Raw genomic sequence first — 15,899 nt, 5'->3', positions numbered from 1 at the left:
CTCGTTGTGGAGGGGCGCGCCCATCTGATCCGAACTCGAGGTATCGTGGCCGACATGCAGCGCGTCTATTTCTGGTTTAGCAGGCCGGCCCCGGGTGGGCCTGCCGGCGTAACCACGCGCTGACAACCTCCACCCAAGAGCCGGACTACAGACCGGCTCGCTGGAGTTTCTCTTCATCTCTGGGGTCGGCCTGAGAACAGGAAACCGAAAACCCCATGACTGTCACCATCGACACCACCGCAGCTTCGGACAGCCTCGACGATCAGCGCACTGTGAGTATCAGTCCGCTCGTGTCACCGGCGACCGTTCGTGCTCAGCACGCTCCGGACGAGGTCGCGGCCGCCACTGTGCGCACCGGTCGGGCCGACACCATCAACATCCTCAACGGTGACGACGATCGTTTGATCGTCGTAGTCGGTCCGTGCTCTGTGCACGATCCGGAAGCGGCGATGGACTACGCCCGCCGGTTGGCCGCCAAGGCCGAAGAACTGCGGGACGATCTGCACATCGTCATGCGCGTCTACTTCGAAAAGCCGCGCACCACACTCGGGTGGAAGGGCCTGCTCAACGACCCCCACCTCGACGGCACGTTCGACATCAACACCGGGCTCGGTATCGGCCGCAAGTTGCTTCTCGACGTGTCGAGCCTGGGCCTGCCTGTCGGCTGCGAGTTCCTTGATCCGATCATGCCTCAGTACATTGCAGACCTGGTCAGCTACGGTGCGATCGGCGCCCGGACCGCCGCCAGTCAGGTTCACCGTCAGCTGTGCAGCGCGCTGTCCATGCCCGTCGGTATCAAGAACTCCACCGAAGGCGACGTACAGGTAGCCGTCGACGGCACCCGCGCCGCGGCAGCGAGCCACGTGTTCCCCGGAACGGACCTCGACGGCCAGGCTGCCTTGATCCGTACCGCGGGCAACCCCGACTGCCATGTCATTCTTCGTGGTGGTAGCGACGGACCGAACTACGATGCCGAGACAGTCGCGGACACCCTTGCCCGCCTGCGTAAGTCGAACCTGCCCGAGCGCGTGGTCATCGACGCGAGCCACGGTAACAGCAGCAAGGACCATGAGCGTCAGGTCATCGTGCTCGACGACATTGCCCGACGTCTGACCGAGGGCGAGCAGGGAATCGCGGGCGTCATGTTGGAGAGTTTCATCGAGGCCGGCCGTCAGGACCTGACCTTGGGTAAGGCGGACGAGCTCACCTACGGTCAGTCGATCACCGACGCGTGCATCGACTGGTCCACCACCGCAGCGCAGTTGGACCGTCTGGCGCAGGCCGTTGCGGCTCGGAGGGGCTGACGCCCCCGTGCGCCTTTCTGGTAGCGCCAACTACCAAAAAGGCGCACAGGGCCGCTAGGCCAACACTTCTCGCGTGGCCTCGACCAGGCGCTCCAGCCAGGCGTCGGTGCCGACGGCGCGGCGCAGTGGCTCGTTGGGCAGTTCGATGCTGACCGGCAGTCCGGCAGGCAAAGTCGACCAGATGTCGGCCAGGGCTATGCCGCCGGTGCCGGGCACCAGACGCTCCTCGCGGGCCTGACGGATCAGCTCTGCGTCCCCAGTGGGAGCGGGGGTCGAACCGTCGCACATCTGGGCGTAGTGCAACCACTCGCGAGGGATGGACGCAAGATCCTCGAGCGTTGTCGCCGAGCGGTCGGTGTGCAATGCGTCGACCAGGACACTACGAGCCGGACCGTCTGCCGCCGAGACGATCTCGATGGCCGCACGTGCATCGGGCACCGCAGTCCACGGCATGAATTCGAGCGAAGCGACGATGCCGTAGTTCGCGCACAGTTCAGCGAGGCGGGCATAGGAGTCCGTGAGCCGAGCGCGGTCGCGGTCGTCGCCGCCCACCAGAACGGCTTTGGCTCCGAGCTGTGCTCCGGCTTCGAGCAGCGGAACGTAGTCGGTGGGGTCGAAGTCGGCTGCAAGACGGATGATTTCGAGGTCGAATACCTCGACCGGTGAATCGCCCAGTCGACGCACCAGTTCGTCCAACGACTGCTTGTCCTCGTGCAGAGGGTAGGCCGTCGTACCTGGTGCCGCGGGCATCAGACGGATACCGATGGTGTCGAAGCCGTGCTTTTCAGCCAAGGCGACGTGCTGCATCGGTGCGGTGTCGAGCACTGTGAGGGCTGCCAGTCCGAGTGAGAGTGTCATGCGTGCGCTCCAACTGTCTTGGCTCCGGCCAGTTCCCGGCCGGCCAGGTAACCGAATGTCATGGCCGGTCCGAGGTTGATGCCCCCGGACGGGTAGTGCCCGCCCATCACGCTCGCCTGATCGACGCCGACGGCGAGCAACCCCTCGATGGGGCGGTCGTTGTCATCGAGAACCTGCGACGACGAGTCCGTGACCAGTCCGGCGAAGGTGCCGAAACTCCCTGGCACGACTTTCACCGCGTAGTACGGACCCTTCTGCAAGGGCGCGAGCGACGGGTTCGGCCACGGATTGGAAGCATCTCCGGAACCTCGGTTGAACGGTGTTGTACCGCGACTGAACTCGGGGTCTTCACCGGCCACGGCCCCGATATTGAAAGCTGCGACGGTTTTCTCCAACTGCACGGGGTCGACGCCGATCTTCTCGGCCAAGTCCCGAAGAGTGCGCCCACGCGTGAGGTACCCCGAGCGCAGGTACGGCTGGATCGGGATCGGCAAGGGCTTCGCCATGCCCAGCGGGAGGTATCGCACATACTGTTGATCGGCAATCAACCACGAGCACACCTCTTCGCCCTCGGGAACCTGCTCGACCATCGCGAGTGTGTAGTCGTGATAGCCGAGTGCTTCGTTGACAAACCGCTTGCCGTTCGCGAGAACTCCGATGACACCGGGCTTTCCGCGATCGAGGATGTGCGGGAACACACCTTCCTTGCCGTTGCGGTAGCGAACGATGGAGACGGGGCAGTACGCGACGGGGGAGGCGAGGGTGCGGTCGAGTCGGCCGCCCACGGATTCGCCGAGGGTGATGCCGTCGCCGGTGGTTGTCTTCGGAGTGAGTGACCAGTGCTCGTTTCCGGTGGGGGTACGGGGGAACAGTTCACGTCGGCGGTCGATGTCCTGGGCGAAGCCGCCGGTGGCCAGTACGACGCCGCGCGTGGCAGTTACCGAGTACGCGCCATCCGGACCTTCGAGGCGGACACCGACAACGCGACCGTCATCGTCAGTCTGCAGCGATGTTGCCGACGTTTTCACCCGAATCTCGACGCCCAGATCGAGTGCCGAGCGCAGCATCATACCGACAAGCGCAGTGCCGTTGACGAGTTGCTGGCCACGACGCTTGGTGGCGAGATCGAACATGTGCTTAGTCACCCGAACACCACAGTGCACAAATGCTTTCGGCGATCGAGTCGAGTGCAGGAAAGCCTGCAGGTCGGGGCCGGCCATGATGCCCATACCGAGGAACGACGTTTCGTACAGCTGCCGACGCAGTAGCGCCGCGACATCTGGTCCGAGCTTTCGCAGACTCACCGGTTTCGGTCCGACGGAACGGTGACCCGTGCCGGCGCCCGGTGTGTCACCGTGAATATCGGCGATCTTGGCTCCGGGCACGAACTTCAGAGCAGTCTTGCGTTCGAAGAACTCGACCATCTCCGGGGCGCCGTCGAGGAGTGCATCAACTTTGGCGGCGTCGAAGTTGCCGCCGAGTCGGTTTTCCAGATATGTCCGCGGTGCCGAGCGATCCTCGACAACCCCGTCGGCGATGGCAAACATGTTGCGTGGGGTCCACATCCACCCGCCCGACCAGGCCGTTGCGCCGCCGCAGGTGTCGGCCTTCTCGACGACGAGTACCGACGCGCCGCCATGTGCTGCGGCAATTGCTGTGGAAAGCCCGCCTGCGCCGGAGCCCACGACAACCACGTCGTAGGTGAGGGGGGTACTGCTACTCATTTCTGCTCCTTGGCAGTTGTTGCGAGGGTCGGTGTCGATGTCAGCTCGACAACCTTGCCTGTTCGTGACGATTCGTAGATTGCGGCGATGATGGCAAGTGACGCGCGCGCGTCTCGACCGGTGACGGCGGGTTCGCGCCCGGTCAGGACCGCGTCGGCGAAGTCCTGAACCTGCAGGGTGTGGAAGTCGGTCAGTGCCGCATTGACCGCTCCCACATCGAGATTGGCGTCGATGTCGGCGGAGTACGGCGACTGGAACTCGACTTCGCCCGGCACGGTCCAGATTTCGTTGACACCCTCGTGCCCTTCAGGAAATTCGAGGACGCTGGCAATGGCGCCGGTGCGCCCGATCACCGTCACGCGGTTACCCAGATTGTGATTGGCACCGGTAGTCGCGGTGACGGTGGCGGTGCCGCCCGAGGCAAAGGAGATCACAGCTGACGCGCTGTCTTCGGTCTCGATGTGCTCACCGTGAGTGTGGGTGCGGATGAAGCCGCTGACCGAGACGGCCTCGCCCATGAACCAGGCCAGCATGTCGATCTGGTGCACGGCCTGTGTCATGAGCACGCCACCGCCGTCGGTGTCCCAGCGTCCGCGCCACGCATCGGTCGAGTAGTAACTAGACGGGCGGTGCAGGATCACCGACGCCTCACCGAGCATGGGTAGTCCGATCCGCCCGTCGTCGATGGCGTCGCGGATCCGACGTGCTGCCGGCCAGAATCGGCGTTGGAAGAGCACCCCGAACGTGATACCGGCGCGGTCGGCGGCCTCGATCATGCGGTCGGCGGCAGCAACATCGACTGCGATGGGCTTCTCGCACAAAACATGTACACCCGCTTCGGCAGCGGCCACGACTACCTCTTCATGTACCGGGTGCGGCGTGCAAACGGTGCAGGCGTCGAGTCCGAGGGCGAGAAGTTGCTCCACTGAACTCACGGCTGCGGGAATGCCGTGCGCTGCCGCGAACTCCTGGGCGCGTCCGAGATCGGGATCGCAGCAGCCGATCACCTCGACACCGGGGACTTGTTGCAGCGCGCGGGCATGGTTGCCGGCGATCTTGCCGCAGCCGACGATTCCGACTTTCAACGTCATCAGAAATGTTCCTCTGCTTCGACGTCCCGCGCGGCAGACTCGCCGCGGTCGAGACTGTTCAGTGCTTCGATGTCCTCGCTGGTGAGGGTGACGTCGAGTGCTGCCAGGTTCTCGGCCTGACGCGTCGGGTTCGCTGATCGCGCGACCGGAACCACACCCTGCGCGACGTGCCAAGCGAGGACCACTTGAGCTGGTGTGCAACCGATTCGACCGGCGATCTCGCTCACAACGGCGTTGTCGAGCACGTCACCCCGGCCGAGCGGACTCCACGACTGAGTGAAGATGCCAAGTTCGTCGTTTGCGCGGCGAACCGGGATCCGAGCGAGCGACGGGTCCATCTGAATCTGGTTGACTGCCGGTGCCTCGCCGGTTTCGGCGACGACGCGGCGCAGGTGGAGCTCCAGGAAGTTCGACACACCCACGTACCGAACCAGTCCGGCGTCGCGGCAGGCCAGCATCGACTCGAACGACGCGACATAGCGATCGATTCGCGGGAGTGGCCAGTGGATCAGGAACAGATCCAGCTGGTCGAGTCCCAGTAGTTCCAGACTCTGCTCGAGGGCGCCCCGAATGTCGCCGGAAACCTGGTCGTTGCCACGAAGTTTGGTGGTGACGAACAGTTCTTCTCGCGGCACACCTGATTCCGCCAGCGCCACACCGACTGCGCCCTCGTTGCCGTAGATCGCGGCGGTGTCGATGAGGCGGTACCCGGCCTCGATGCCGGAGAGAACCGAGTTCGTGGCGTCGGCACCGACCAGGGGCCAGGTTCCGAGTCCAATGGGCGGCAATGCAGTTGCCACGGGTGTGGCTGCCTGTGTGGTCATGCGTGAACCTCCTGACGTGCCGCAGCGGCGGCGGTGATCGCGACGGCAACGTCGGCTGCGGTCACGAGTGCGGCATGGATGGACCCGCCGTCACCGCTCGCGTCGCCGACGGTATGTACTCCGAGTCGTGGTGCCAGTGAACGGAGTTCGGCAAGAAGTTCCGAACGCGGCTCGACGCCTTGCGAGATCAGCAGTTCGCCCGGAGCATCGACCTCGCTCAGCACACCGGCCGTCGAAATCGTGACGCGGTCAGCGGCGACTGTGGTGACGATCGAGCTGAGGTAGGTCGTGAGGTTCTCACTTGCGGCCAGGCGCGGCAGCAGCACGATCTTTCCGCGGCGTCCGACGTCGTGCGCGATGGTTTCCTGCGGGCCGATCATCACGACCTGGGTGCCCTTCTGAAGGAGATCGTCGGCGACGGCCGCAGCCTCACGGTCGGCGCCGAAGATGGTGACAGCGGCAGGAGCTGGATCGCCGGAGACGAGGAATTCGCGGACGTCGCGAACGGTACGGGTTGCTGCTCCGGGGAGATCGACCACGGGGCCGACGCCGCCGGCGGCAAGAACTATGGCGTCGAAATCGACACCGGAGAGCAAAGCAGCATCTACCCGGGTCGAGGTGTGGCAGTGGACCCCGAGTTCAGCCAGTTCCGCGGCGTACCAGTCCACGATCCGTCCATATTCGGGATACTCGTGAAGCTTCGATGCCAGAGCGAAGTCGCCACCGAGGCTGGGTCGCTCGTCGTACAGGTCGACGCGGTGACCGGCAAGTGCGAGGTCGCGGGCAGCGGCCATTCCCGACGGCCCGGCACCGATGACGGCGACCCGCACGGTGGCATCAGCCGGCTTTGTAGGCTGATCCAATTCGCGGCCGACCCACGGGTTGACGGAGCAGGGAATGGGGCCGGCGGCCAGGCTGTCGATGCAGTAGTTGCAGGCAATGCAAGGGCGGTACCGGCCACCGTCGATGGCGCGATTCGGGAAGTCCGGATCTGCGTGCAGCGTACGAGCCATGCTGACGAAGTTCGCCTGCCCGGATTCGATGATCCGCGCAGCGATCTCCGGCGACGTGATGCGTCCGGCCACTCCCACCGGGATGTCGAAGTCGCGCTGGTACTGCTCGGAGTACGGCGCGAGGAGACCGCGCGACCATTCACCGGGCTGGATGATCCACTGTCCCGCTTCGTAGTTGCCGGCCGAGACGTCGAGGAAATCGAGTCGGTCGGTGTCGATGGCGCCGATGCGAGCGCGAGTCATCTCGGCGTCGAGTCCGCCGTCGATGCCTTCGAAGGCTGAGAATCGGAGTCCCAGAGTGATTCCCGGTGCGTGCTCGTGGACGGAGGCGATGACCTTGTTGACGAACAAGGTGGGGTCGGCCCACTCGTCGTCGCGGTGATTGTAAGCAGGGGAGAGGAACTGGTGGATCAGATACCCGTGGCCACCGTGCAGGGAGATGACGTCGACGCCGGCCTGCTGGCAGCGCGCTGCGGCTTCACCGAAACACTCGATGATGTGCTCGATGTCGTCGCCGTCGAGTTGTTCTGGCATCTCGCCGCCGACAACCAAACACGGAATCGGTGTCGGGGCAACGGGAACAAACCCGCTGACAGAACCTTGCGCCGTGCGACCACCATGGTTGAGTTCGACTCCGACGAGCGCTCCATGCGCGTGAATAGCGTCGACCATCTTCTTGATGCCCGGAATCCGTTCGTCGACGTCGACGCCCATCTGCCGGATGCGACCCTTGCCGTCGGCACGCACGTAGCTCGCTTCGGTGAAGATCAGTGCAGCACCACCTTCGGCGCGGCGAGCGAGGTACGCGATGTACTCGTCCGTCATGGTGCCGTCGACTTCGCAGTAGTTGCGTTCCATCGGGGCCGACACGAACCGGTTCCGGAGGCGGACGCTGCCCATGTCGAGAGGTTCGGCGAAAGGCGCAGTCACATTCATCAGTGCTCCTGGTACTTCGCGAGAAAGTAGGTGTTCGGTTGTGCTCATGCGCATGCCGTCTCGGAGAGCAGCTCGCTCAGATGGCTGCGCATGCGATCCGTATCGGCTTCGACACCAGTCAGGAGTGTGAAGGTGTCAGAGGCTTGAGCCACCAGCATCTGCCCACCGTCGAGAACTGCGCATCCGAGAGCAGCTGCAGCGTCGAGCAATTCGGTGCGCATCGGTCGATAAACGATGTCAGCGACCCACAATCCGGAATGCAACGCCGCAGGGTCGAAGGGAGTTCCGGGGTGACCCACCATGCCGATCGGAGATGCGTTGACGACGCCGTCGCACGTAGTCAGGTTGACGGCGATCTCATCGATCGCCAAAGCCGTTGTGCGCGTGCCAGCGAAGGCCGAGGCGACGCGAGAACACACATCGGCAGCGCGAGCGGGATCAATATCTGCGATGCGAAGATCCGTGGTGCCGGCGGCGGCGAGTGCGTATGCCACAGCGGAACCCGCCCCTCCTGCCCCGGCAAGCACCACTCGGTCCAAGGCGGCGTCGGGCAAACCGCGTCGCAGTGCGGTGAGGAATCCGCTGTGGTCTGTGTTGTGGCCGATCAAACGGCCGTTGTCGACCACAACCGTGTTGACGGCACCGAGCAACCGCGCGTTGTCGGACAGCTCGTCGAGCGCGTCCACGACAACCTGCTTGCACGGATGGGTGATGTTCAGTCCGGTGAAATCGCCCGCGACGGCGCCACGCACCACCTCACCGGTTTTCTCGACCGAGATGTTCAGGTTCTCGAGGTCTACCAGTTCGTAGCTGTAATCGTCGAGTCCCAGTGCTGCTGCTTCGTGTGCGTGCAACGCGGGCGAGAGGGAAGTCGAGATCCCGGCTCCGACAAGGCCGATTCGGTGACGTGTGAATTCGGTAGTCATGACATTCTCCTGCATAAGTGGGGACGGCCCCTCGCGGCAATTCAGCGCGAGGGGCCGGTCCGGTCAAGCGTTGTTGCTGGTGAGCTCTGAGTCCTGCTTGATCGGCAGGCTCGGCTTCGGTTGGCCCAGATCAGCTGTGGGCGTGCGGTACGTTTCCGGTCCGGTCATTGCCGCGATGGCGGAGACGACGGCGAAGCCCAGGCACATCCAGGCAACCGGTGTCCAGTTGCTCTTGTCTCCGGCTGAAATCGCCTGAGCGATAGCCGGTGTGAAGCCGGCAACAAGGAGTCCGAGCATGAGGCTGACGGCCATTCCGGTGTATCGGACCTTCGCGGGGAACTGCTCCGGGAAGTACGCCGGGTACGTGCCGTTGGGCATGGCGTAGAAGATGCCGATCATGACGATTCCCGAAGCGAAGACCATGGGGACGCTTTGGGTTCCGATCGAATGGAAGAAGACGAAGATCATCAGGCCGGCTCCGATCGCGCCGACGACGAAGATGGGCTTGCGTCCGTAGCGATCCGAGAGGATGCCGAACAGCGGCTGAGTCAGTACGGCAACAAAATTGGCGGTCGCGATTGCCCACAGCATCGTGGAGCGCTCGAAGCCGGATTCGACGGCGTACGCCAGAGCGAAGACGTTGACGATGGTGTTGATCATCGCGAAGGTCGAGCTCATGCTGATACGGATCACGGTGCGCCAGTGCGAGCGGAACATCTCGACGACGGGAATTCCGGCCGTCTCGTCCTGTTCCTTGAGTTCCTCGAATACCTCCGGCTCATCCAGGGCGCGACGTAGCCACAGGGCAACGACGGTCACGATGATGCTGAGCCAGAAGGGAACTCGCCAACCCCACGAGTAGAGGTCTTCGTCGGGCAGGCTCGCCACTGGGATGAATACCAGGCTGGAGACGACGATGCCGAACATGATCCCGCTCATGGTGAACGAGGTGAAGAACGAACGACGGTGATCCGGCGCGTGTTCGAGCGTCAGTGCGGAAGAGCCGGGTGATTCACCGCCGGCAGAGAGCCCTTGAAGTAGGCGAAGCAAGACGAGAATGATCGGCGCGGCGATGCCGATCTGGTCGTAGGTCGGCAGGCAACCGACGATGACCGTCGCAACACCCATGAGGAGCAGGCAGGCGAGAAGCGCGTTCTTGCGTCCGTACCGATCGCCGAGGTGACCCCACAGCACCGCGCCGAGCGGGCGGGCGACGTAGGCGACACCTAAGGTGCTGATCGAGAGCAGGGTTGCCGTTGATCCGCCGCCGGGGAAGAAGATCTTGGGGAACACCAGCGCGGCCGCGGAGCCGTAGATGAAGAAGTCGTAGTACTCGAGGGTGCTGCCGAGGAAGCCCGAAACGGCGGCGCGGCGCGCGTTCGCATTCGGATGTTCCTCGGTCGCGTTCGTGGATCCGGTGGAGGTGATCGGAGGTGCCATGTGAAGTCCTTTCGTCCCGATGGGCCGGCCGTGGCGGCACGTTTGGAGATGCACCACGCATCGGTGACGTCCCTCACCTTTCGGCGGCTGAGACGACAGTGCCACGAAGGACTATGGCGCGTCCAACACTAAATGAGTCTCAGATAATGACGTTTTTGGTCTCAATCTCCGGCGTCGGCAGAATTTCCTCGGATGTCTCCAATGCGACGGCGAGCGCATCGGTCATGTGCCGCGGTGACCAGGCAATTCCGTGATTCATGAACGTCGGCTCGCCGGTGAGTGGGACGAACACACTGCCAGGTGGGGTGATAGCAGCCATACCGGACGTCATCAGCGCTACACCGACGCCGGCGGCAACGAGCATCAGGATCATGTACGGATCGGTGATCTCCTGAACCACGCGAGGCCTGAAGTCTGCGTTCATGCAGGCGCGCATCGCGGTTTCCTGGAGGGCCGAGCCGGCCGAGAGCGGGGTGGTCACGAATCCGTCGTCGGCCAATTCGCGGAGGTCGATCGCGTCTCTCTCTGCGAGGGGATGGTCGATCGGAAGCACAGCGCCGAATGCCTCCCGTCGGATCAGTCGGGTAGACAGTGATGCGGATTCCACGGGTAGTCCGACGAAGGCGAGATCGAGGGCGCCGCTCTCGAGTTGGATGACCGCGTCGCGCGTCATGATCCGGCCGAGGAGTGTCAGTTCGACTTCCGGATAACGCTGACGCAACGCGCGTGTCAGTGGCGGAAGTGCTTGATAGTTGAGCACTCCGGTGAACCCGATTGTGACTCGTCCGTAGACGCCTCCCGACGACGCGCGCGTAGCGTGTCGTGCCGTCTCCATGTTCTCGATGACGCGATAGGCGTGGGGGAGAAAGGCATGTCCGCCGGATGTGAGTGCGACGCTGCGAGTGCTTCGTTCGAACAACTTGACGCCGATGTCCTTTTCGAGCTTTCGGATCATCTGGCTGAGCGGCGACTGGGCCATCTGGAGCCGTGATGCGGCCCGCCCGAAGTGAAGTTCTTCCGCAACCGCGACAAACGCGTGCAACCAGCGGGTTTCCATCGGCAAGGCCTCCAGGTATTTGACGTTGACAACAAACGCCATATATTCAGAATTTCTACACAGTGTGACGGCAATTATGCCTGTTTGCAACATAAATTGAGTGCGTAGCGCACAGAAACTCAGGAGTGAATGCGATGCAGGGTTACCCAGAGGGTGTCACAGCGCTCGTTACCGGCGGTGCGAGCGGAATCGGCGCCGCCAGTGCAAAGCTGTTGACGGAGAGGGGAGTTCGGGTGGTAACGGCAGATCTTGCCGAAGGCGCGGACGAACAACTCGACGTGAGTGATCCGACAGCAGTCGATGCGCTTCGAACCAGGCTCCGCAGAGTCGACATCTTGATCAACAGTGCGGGAATCGTAGGACCATCAGCGCCACTCGTCGACGTCGACCTCGCGGCTTGGCAGCGTACGTTCCGCATCAACGTCGAAGGGACATTCCTGATGTGCCGGGCGTTCGTGCCGGGGATGGTTGCGTCGGGGTGGGGGAGGGTCGTCAACCTCGCAAGTATTGCGGCCAAGGACGGAAACCCGAATCAGAGTGCATATTCCGCGTCCAAAGCGGCCGTCGTCGCGCTGACGAAATCACTCGGCAAAGAGGTCGCCACCACCGGTGTGCTGGTCAACGCGATAGCTCCGGCGGCCGTGGAAAGTCCTATGAATGCCGGCACCGATCCGGCCATCCTCGCCCGTTCGCAGTCTTTGACGCCGATGGCGCGAATGGGGAGGGCCGACGAGATTGCCGAACTGATCTCCTGGCTGTCGTCGTCGGCGGTAAGTTACTCGACCGGCGCCGTGTACGACGCCAGCGGCGGCCGTGCAACATACTGAATTACCTTCTGGGAGAAATCGATCAGAACCGGAGCAGTGACTGCCACAGTTCGCGAGATGCGTCCTGGTACTCGAGCATGTGCGAGATCAGTTCGCGCAGTGGCTGTGTCGGTTCGAGTTCTTCCGGAAGGAGCGGATTGCGCACGATGACCGCGATCACCGCGCTGCCCAGAGCAAGTGATTCGCGGGCCGCCTCCTCGCGACTGATTGTCGCCAGGCGTGTTTGCGCCTGTGTGAGTGCTTCACGGGCCTCGGCGATGTCGGCCAACAGTGCTTCCGAGTTCCAGAGTGTGCGGATTGTCGAATCATCCTCGGGGGCAAGGTGAGCGATTTCCATGACGGCCGATTCGGGGGCGGCGCCGAGTCGGCGGAGAGTGCGGCGGGCGCTGTCCGTGCCGCCGAGGAGATTGTTCGGACGGACTGCGAGTGTGGGCTTCCACTCCTCGTAACCCGCCAGTCGCAGCGCTTGATCGTGCCGGCGGGCGGCAGTGCGGTCGCTTCGTTTGAGCCCCGAGTGCTCGACGGCGATCCAGGTGCCGTCCCAGGGGCGTATGCGATCGGTACGAGTTCGCCACCCCTCGACCTCGCTGTAGGTGGGGATGCCGTCCGGGTTGAGGACGTACGTTCCACGAGCGGTACGACGCAGTTTGTTCTCGCGGCACAGTCGGCCCGCTGCCACGCGAATGCTTGATGCGCTGACGCCGACGATCTCGCCGGCCCGGGTCAGCACAGCGGTGCTGAACTCGGTGTCCGGGCCCGCTGTTGCGAGGTCCAGCACAACTCGGGTTGCGGACATTCCTCGATCAGTTTGTAACAACTTTTGAACAACTCCTGACAAATTCTGTTACAAGTGGCATGGTGGGTACCGGGAAACCTTATCCGCGAGCAGTGAGGAAATATCGTGACCGACTCCGATCGACCAGGTGGCGATGTCTATGTGGAGCGTGACGGTGGCGTCACTGTCATCGTGATGAATCGCCCTGATCGCAAGAATGCGGTGGACGGGCCGATGGCGGCGCAGTTGCGTGATGCCTTCCTGGAATTCGAGTCGGACGAGAGTCAGAAGGTGGCAATTCTGTGGGGTGCGGGCGGCACATTTTGTGCCGGTGCGGATTTGACCGCAGTCTCCGACCCCGCGCGCGTGCACGAGTTGCATCCGGAAGGCGGCGGCACCGGCCCGATGGGGCCGAGTCGGTTGGTGTTGTCCAAACCGTTGATCGCCGCCGTCAGTGGATACGCAGTGGCCGGAGGGCTCGAGCTTTCATTGCTCGCGGACCTGAGGATCTGCGAGGAGGATTCCGTGTTCGGAGTCTTCTGCCGGCGCTGGGGAGTTCCTCTCATCGACGGCGGGACCGTGCGACTGCCGCGAATCGTCGGGCAGGGGCGAGCGCTCGACATGATCTTGACCGGTCGCCCGGTCGACGCTTCGGAGGCGTTGGCCTTCGGACTGGCCAATCGTGTTGTTCCAGTGGGGCAGTCACTCCAGGTAGCCAAGGAGCTTGCGCACCAGTTGTCCGCTTTCCCACAACTCTGCATGCTCGCGGATCGCGCATCGGCCTACCGATCTTTTGATCTACCACTTGCCGAAGCACTGCGCGCCGAGGGTGTCGCAGGAAATCCCATTGTCATCGCCGAAGGTGTGCGCGGCGCTGCTGCGTTCGCCGCGGGCGCCGGCCGGCACGGCCGATTCGAGAACAACCCGAATTCGAACGAGGAAACTGAACCATGATGCCCGTAACCCGAGATCTGATCGCCCGTGGTGCGCGACAGCACGGACCGCGAACAGCCGTCGTTTTCGGCGATCGATCGATGACGTTCACGGAAGTGGACGAACTCAGCAGCCGATTGGCGCATACATTCATCGCGCTCGGTATCGGGCGTGGCGCACGGGTTGCATTGCTGGTCAACAACTCTCTTGCCAGCGTGCCTGTCGATTTTGCGTGTGTCAAAGCTGGCATCAACAGGGTTCCGCTCAACTCGCGACTCTCGCTCGACGAGCACGCACGAATGCTCGAGGACACCGACACCTCGCACGTCGTTTTCGGTACTGACCTTGCCGGCCGAGCTGCTGAACTGTCCGCCAGGTTCCCGGATCGGACGTTCGTCGGGCTGGAAACAGGTGCGGAGGGGCAGCTTTCGCTGTTGGATCGAGCACAGGGCATGTCTTCGGCCACTCCGGACGTCGAGGTAGATCCCGACGACGTGATCCTGACGCTGTTCACTTCCGGGACCACGGGAACGCTGAAGGCCGCGCAGCACACTCAGCGCAGCTACGCCGGAATCTGCCGCAATGTTCTGCTCAATCTGCTTCCGGCGACTCAGGACGACACGATGTTGCACGCAGCATCACTGATTCACGCCAGCGGTGTCTTCGTGCTTCCATTCTGGCTCCGTGGCGGTAAGACCGTCATCCTCCCCGGTTTCGACCCGTCGACCTTCTTGGACTCGATAACCGAGCATCGGGCTACGGCAATCAATCTGGTGCCGACGATGATTCAGATGCTCCTCGAACGCCCTGATTTTGCGAGCGCAGACATCTCGAGTCTGAAATCCGTGATCTACGGTGCGTCGCCGATGCCGCTGGCCACCATCGAACGGGCGATGCAGGCGTGGGGGCAACACCGTTTTCTCCAGTACTACGGGCAGACCGAGGCACCGCTGTGTATTGCAGTCTTACGGCCCGAAGATCACACGGAAGATCGCCTGCTGTCCTGTGGTCAGCCGGCCATCGACGTCGAGATCAGGCTGCTCGACGGCGAGGGAAACGAAGTGCCCCAGGGAGAACCGGGTGAAATCGTGATCCGCTCGCCATCGGCGATCGCCGGATACTTCAATGCACCGGAACTGAATGCGGACACCTTCACCGAAGACGGCTGGGTTCACACCCGTGACATCGGTCAGTTCGACGCCGAAGGATTCTTGTTCTTGAAGGACCGAGCTTCGGACATGATCATCAGCGGCGGATACAACGTCTACCCCCGTGAAGTCGAGGATGCACTCCTGACGCATCCGTCCGTCCGTGAGGTCGCCGTGGTGGGTACCGCCGACGCCAAGTGGGTGGAGGCGGTCACGGCTGTGGTGGTACTCGAGGACGGGACCGTCGAAAACGACGTACTGCAAGCATCATTGGTCGCGCACGTCGGCGAGCGACTGGCGTCGTACAAGAAGCCGCGTCGGGTTGTTTTTGCAGAATCCATACCGAAGACGGCCGTCGGCAAGCTCAATCGGAAGGCGCTGCGAGACGAACTCCGCGACGCTATCTAACTCCGCGAGTGCGGAATTGAACGCTGATTCTCGGCCCGAGGGCCCGCGCACTCTTCGGGACACAGTGTTCCCACGTGCGTTGGCAGGATCCGCCCATGACGAGTAGATCTCCGTGTCCGAGATTGAAGCGGATGGATTCGCCGCCCCCACGAGGGCGCAATAGGAGCGGGCGAGCCGCACCGAGAGACAGGATGGCCACCATCGTGTCCTCGGTGCGACTTCGTCCCGTATCGTCCCCGTGCCAGGCAACGCTGTCGGAACCGTCGCGATAGAAACAGAGACCCGACGTGGCGAATGGTTCACCGAGTTCGTCGAAGTAGTGACTGCTCAGCGCGTCTTTGGCTTCGGTGAGAAGTGCGTCCGGCAGTGGTTGATTCTCTGCGTAGAAACACACCAGACGAGGGACGTCGACAACGCGGTCGTACATCTGACGCCGTTCGGAACGCCACGGCACCGTAGCTTCCAGATTGTCGAACACGGCCTCCGATCCGGTCAGCCAGGCCGGGCGATGGTCGACCCATGCGCCGGCGGTGAGAATACGTCGCTGCACCGTGCCGTCGAGATCGGCCAAAGAAACGCCGAGGTCACCGTTGTCGAACAGAGACGGTTGCATCGTGGCGGGCATAGGCTCCACC

At 63.1% G+C, this 15,899-nt stretch carries 14 protein-coding genes; 4 read left to right on the top strand and 10 right to left on the bottom strand.

Going from position 1 to position 15,899, the window contains the following annotated elements; genetic code table 11:
- The first annotated feature begins 215 nt into the window (after window positions 1-215).
- On the top strand, window positions 216-1,304 hold the full coding sequence (locus tag A0W34_RS22785) for a 3-deoxy-7-phosphoheptulonate synthase (RefSeq protein ID WP_003940571.1): 1,089 nt from the start codon (window positions 216-218) through the stop codon (window positions 1,302-1,304).
- A 54-nt stretch (window positions 1,305-1,358) separates the two neighbouring features.
- Here the strand turns inward: A0W34_RS22785 and A0W34_RS22780 are convergent, their stop codons facing one another.
- The 8 genes from A0W34_RS22780 to A0W34_RS22745 form a co-directional block, all read right to left on the bottom strand.
- Window positions 1,359-2,162, bottom strand: a complete 804-nt coding sequence (locus A0W34_RS22780) for a sugar phosphate isomerase/epimerase family protein (protein WP_054825533.1) — start codon at window positions 2,160-2,162, stop codon at window positions 1,359-1,361.
- Window positions 2,159-3,886: an FAD-dependent oxidoreductase gene (locus A0W34_RS22775; RefSeq protein ID WP_081558327.1), complete on the bottom strand. Its 1,728-nt coding sequence runs from the start codon at window positions 3,884-3,886 to the stop codon at window positions 2,159-2,161. Before A0W34_RS22775 ends, A0W34_RS22780 begins: the two co-directional genes overlap by 4 nt.
- Window positions 3,883-4,977, bottom strand: coding sequence for a Gfo/Idh/MocA family protein (locus tag A0W34_RS22770; protein ID WP_081558326.1), 1,095 nt, complete (start codon window positions 4,975-4,977; stop codon window positions 3,883-3,885). The genes A0W34_RS22775 and A0W34_RS22770 overlap by 4 nt, the downstream gene beginning before the upstream one ends.
- Window positions 4,977-5,801, bottom strand: a complete 825-nt coding sequence (locus A0W34_RS22765; protein ID WP_042921744.1) for an aldo/keto reductase — start codon at window positions 5,799-5,801, stop codon at window positions 4,977-4,979. Before A0W34_RS22765 ends, A0W34_RS22770 begins: the two co-directional genes overlap by 1 nt.
- Window positions 5,798-7,750 (bottom strand): oxidoreductase, encoded by a 1,953-nt coding sequence (locus A0W34_RS22760; protein ID WP_193595009.1) that lies wholly within the window; start codon window positions 7,748-7,750, stop codon window positions 5,798-5,800. Before A0W34_RS22760 ends, A0W34_RS22765 begins: the two co-directional genes overlap by 4 nt.
- A gap of 44 nt (window positions 7,751-7,794) precedes the next feature.
- Entirely contained in the window at window positions 7,795-8,676 is an 882-nt protein-coding gene (locus tag A0W34_RS22755) for a shikimate dehydrogenase (protein ID WP_081558858.1), read from the bottom strand.
- Window positions 8,677-8,739: 63 nt separating this feature from the next.
- The gene (locus A0W34_RS22750; protein WP_081558324.1) at window positions 8,740-10,116 is read right to left on the bottom strand and encodes an MFS transporter; all 1,377 of its coding nucleotides are present in this window, start codon (window positions 10,114-10,116) and stop codon (window positions 8,740-8,742) included.
- Window positions 10,117-10,255: 139 nt separating this feature from the next.
- Window positions 10,256-11,173: a LysR family transcriptional regulator gene (locus A0W34_RS22745; RefSeq protein ID WP_020970528.1), complete on the bottom strand. Its 918-nt coding sequence runs from the start codon at window positions 11,171-11,173 to the stop codon at window positions 10,256-10,258.
- Window positions 11,174-11,307: 134 nt separating this feature from the next.
- On the opposite strand from A0W34_RS22745, the gene A0W34_RS22740 reads away from it, so the two are divergent.
- On the top strand, window positions 11,308-12,000 hold the full coding sequence (locus tag A0W34_RS22740) for an SDR family NAD(P)-dependent oxidoreductase (RefSeq protein ID WP_064444223.1): 693 nt from the start codon (window positions 11,308-11,310) through the stop codon (window positions 11,998-12,000).
- A gap of 22 nt (window positions 12,001-12,022) precedes the next feature.
- Here A0W34_RS22740 and A0W34_RS22735 read toward each other — a convergent pair whose 3' ends face one another.
- A complete protein-coding gene (locus A0W34_RS22735) occupies window positions 12,023-12,796 on the bottom strand; it encodes a hypothetical protein (protein WP_081558323.1) in 774 nt (257 codons plus the stop codon).
- Window positions 12,797-12,901: 105 nt separating this feature from the next.
- Here A0W34_RS22735 and A0W34_RS22730 point away from each other — a divergent pair, with 105 nt between their 5' ends.
- Together A0W34_RS22730 and A0W34_RS22725 are read left to right on the top strand one after the other, a co-directional pair.
- Window positions 12,902-13,729, top strand: a complete 828-nt coding sequence (locus A0W34_RS22730) for a crotonase/enoyl-CoA hydratase family protein (RefSeq protein ID WP_003939849.1) — start codon at window positions 12,902-12,904, stop codon at window positions 13,727-13,729.
- Entirely contained in the window at window positions 13,726-15,264 is a 1,539-nt protein-coding gene (locus A0W34_RS22725) for an AMP-binding protein (protein WP_058037803.1), read from the top strand. The genes A0W34_RS22730 and A0W34_RS22725 overlap by 4 nt, the downstream gene beginning before the upstream one ends.
- Here the strand turns inward: A0W34_RS22725 and A0W34_RS22720 are convergent.
- A complete protein-coding gene (locus A0W34_RS22720) occupies window positions 15,257-15,889 on the bottom strand; it encodes an alpha-ketoglutarate-dependent dioxygenase AlkB (protein WP_054188888.1) in 633 nt (210 codons plus the stop codon). The genes A0W34_RS22725 and A0W34_RS22720 overlap by 8 nt on opposite strands.
- Window positions 15,890-15,899 lie beyond the last annotated feature (10 nt).

It is taken from the genome of Rhodococcus sp. BH4, assembly GCF_002079265.1.
GTDB lineage: Bacteria > Actinomycetota > Actinomycetes > Mycobacteriales > Mycobacteriaceae > Rhodococcus_F > Rhodococcus_F qingshengii.
The sequence above is the reverse complement of the archived record's forward strand: the minus strand, read 5'-3'. Positions and strand labels throughout refer to the sequence as shown.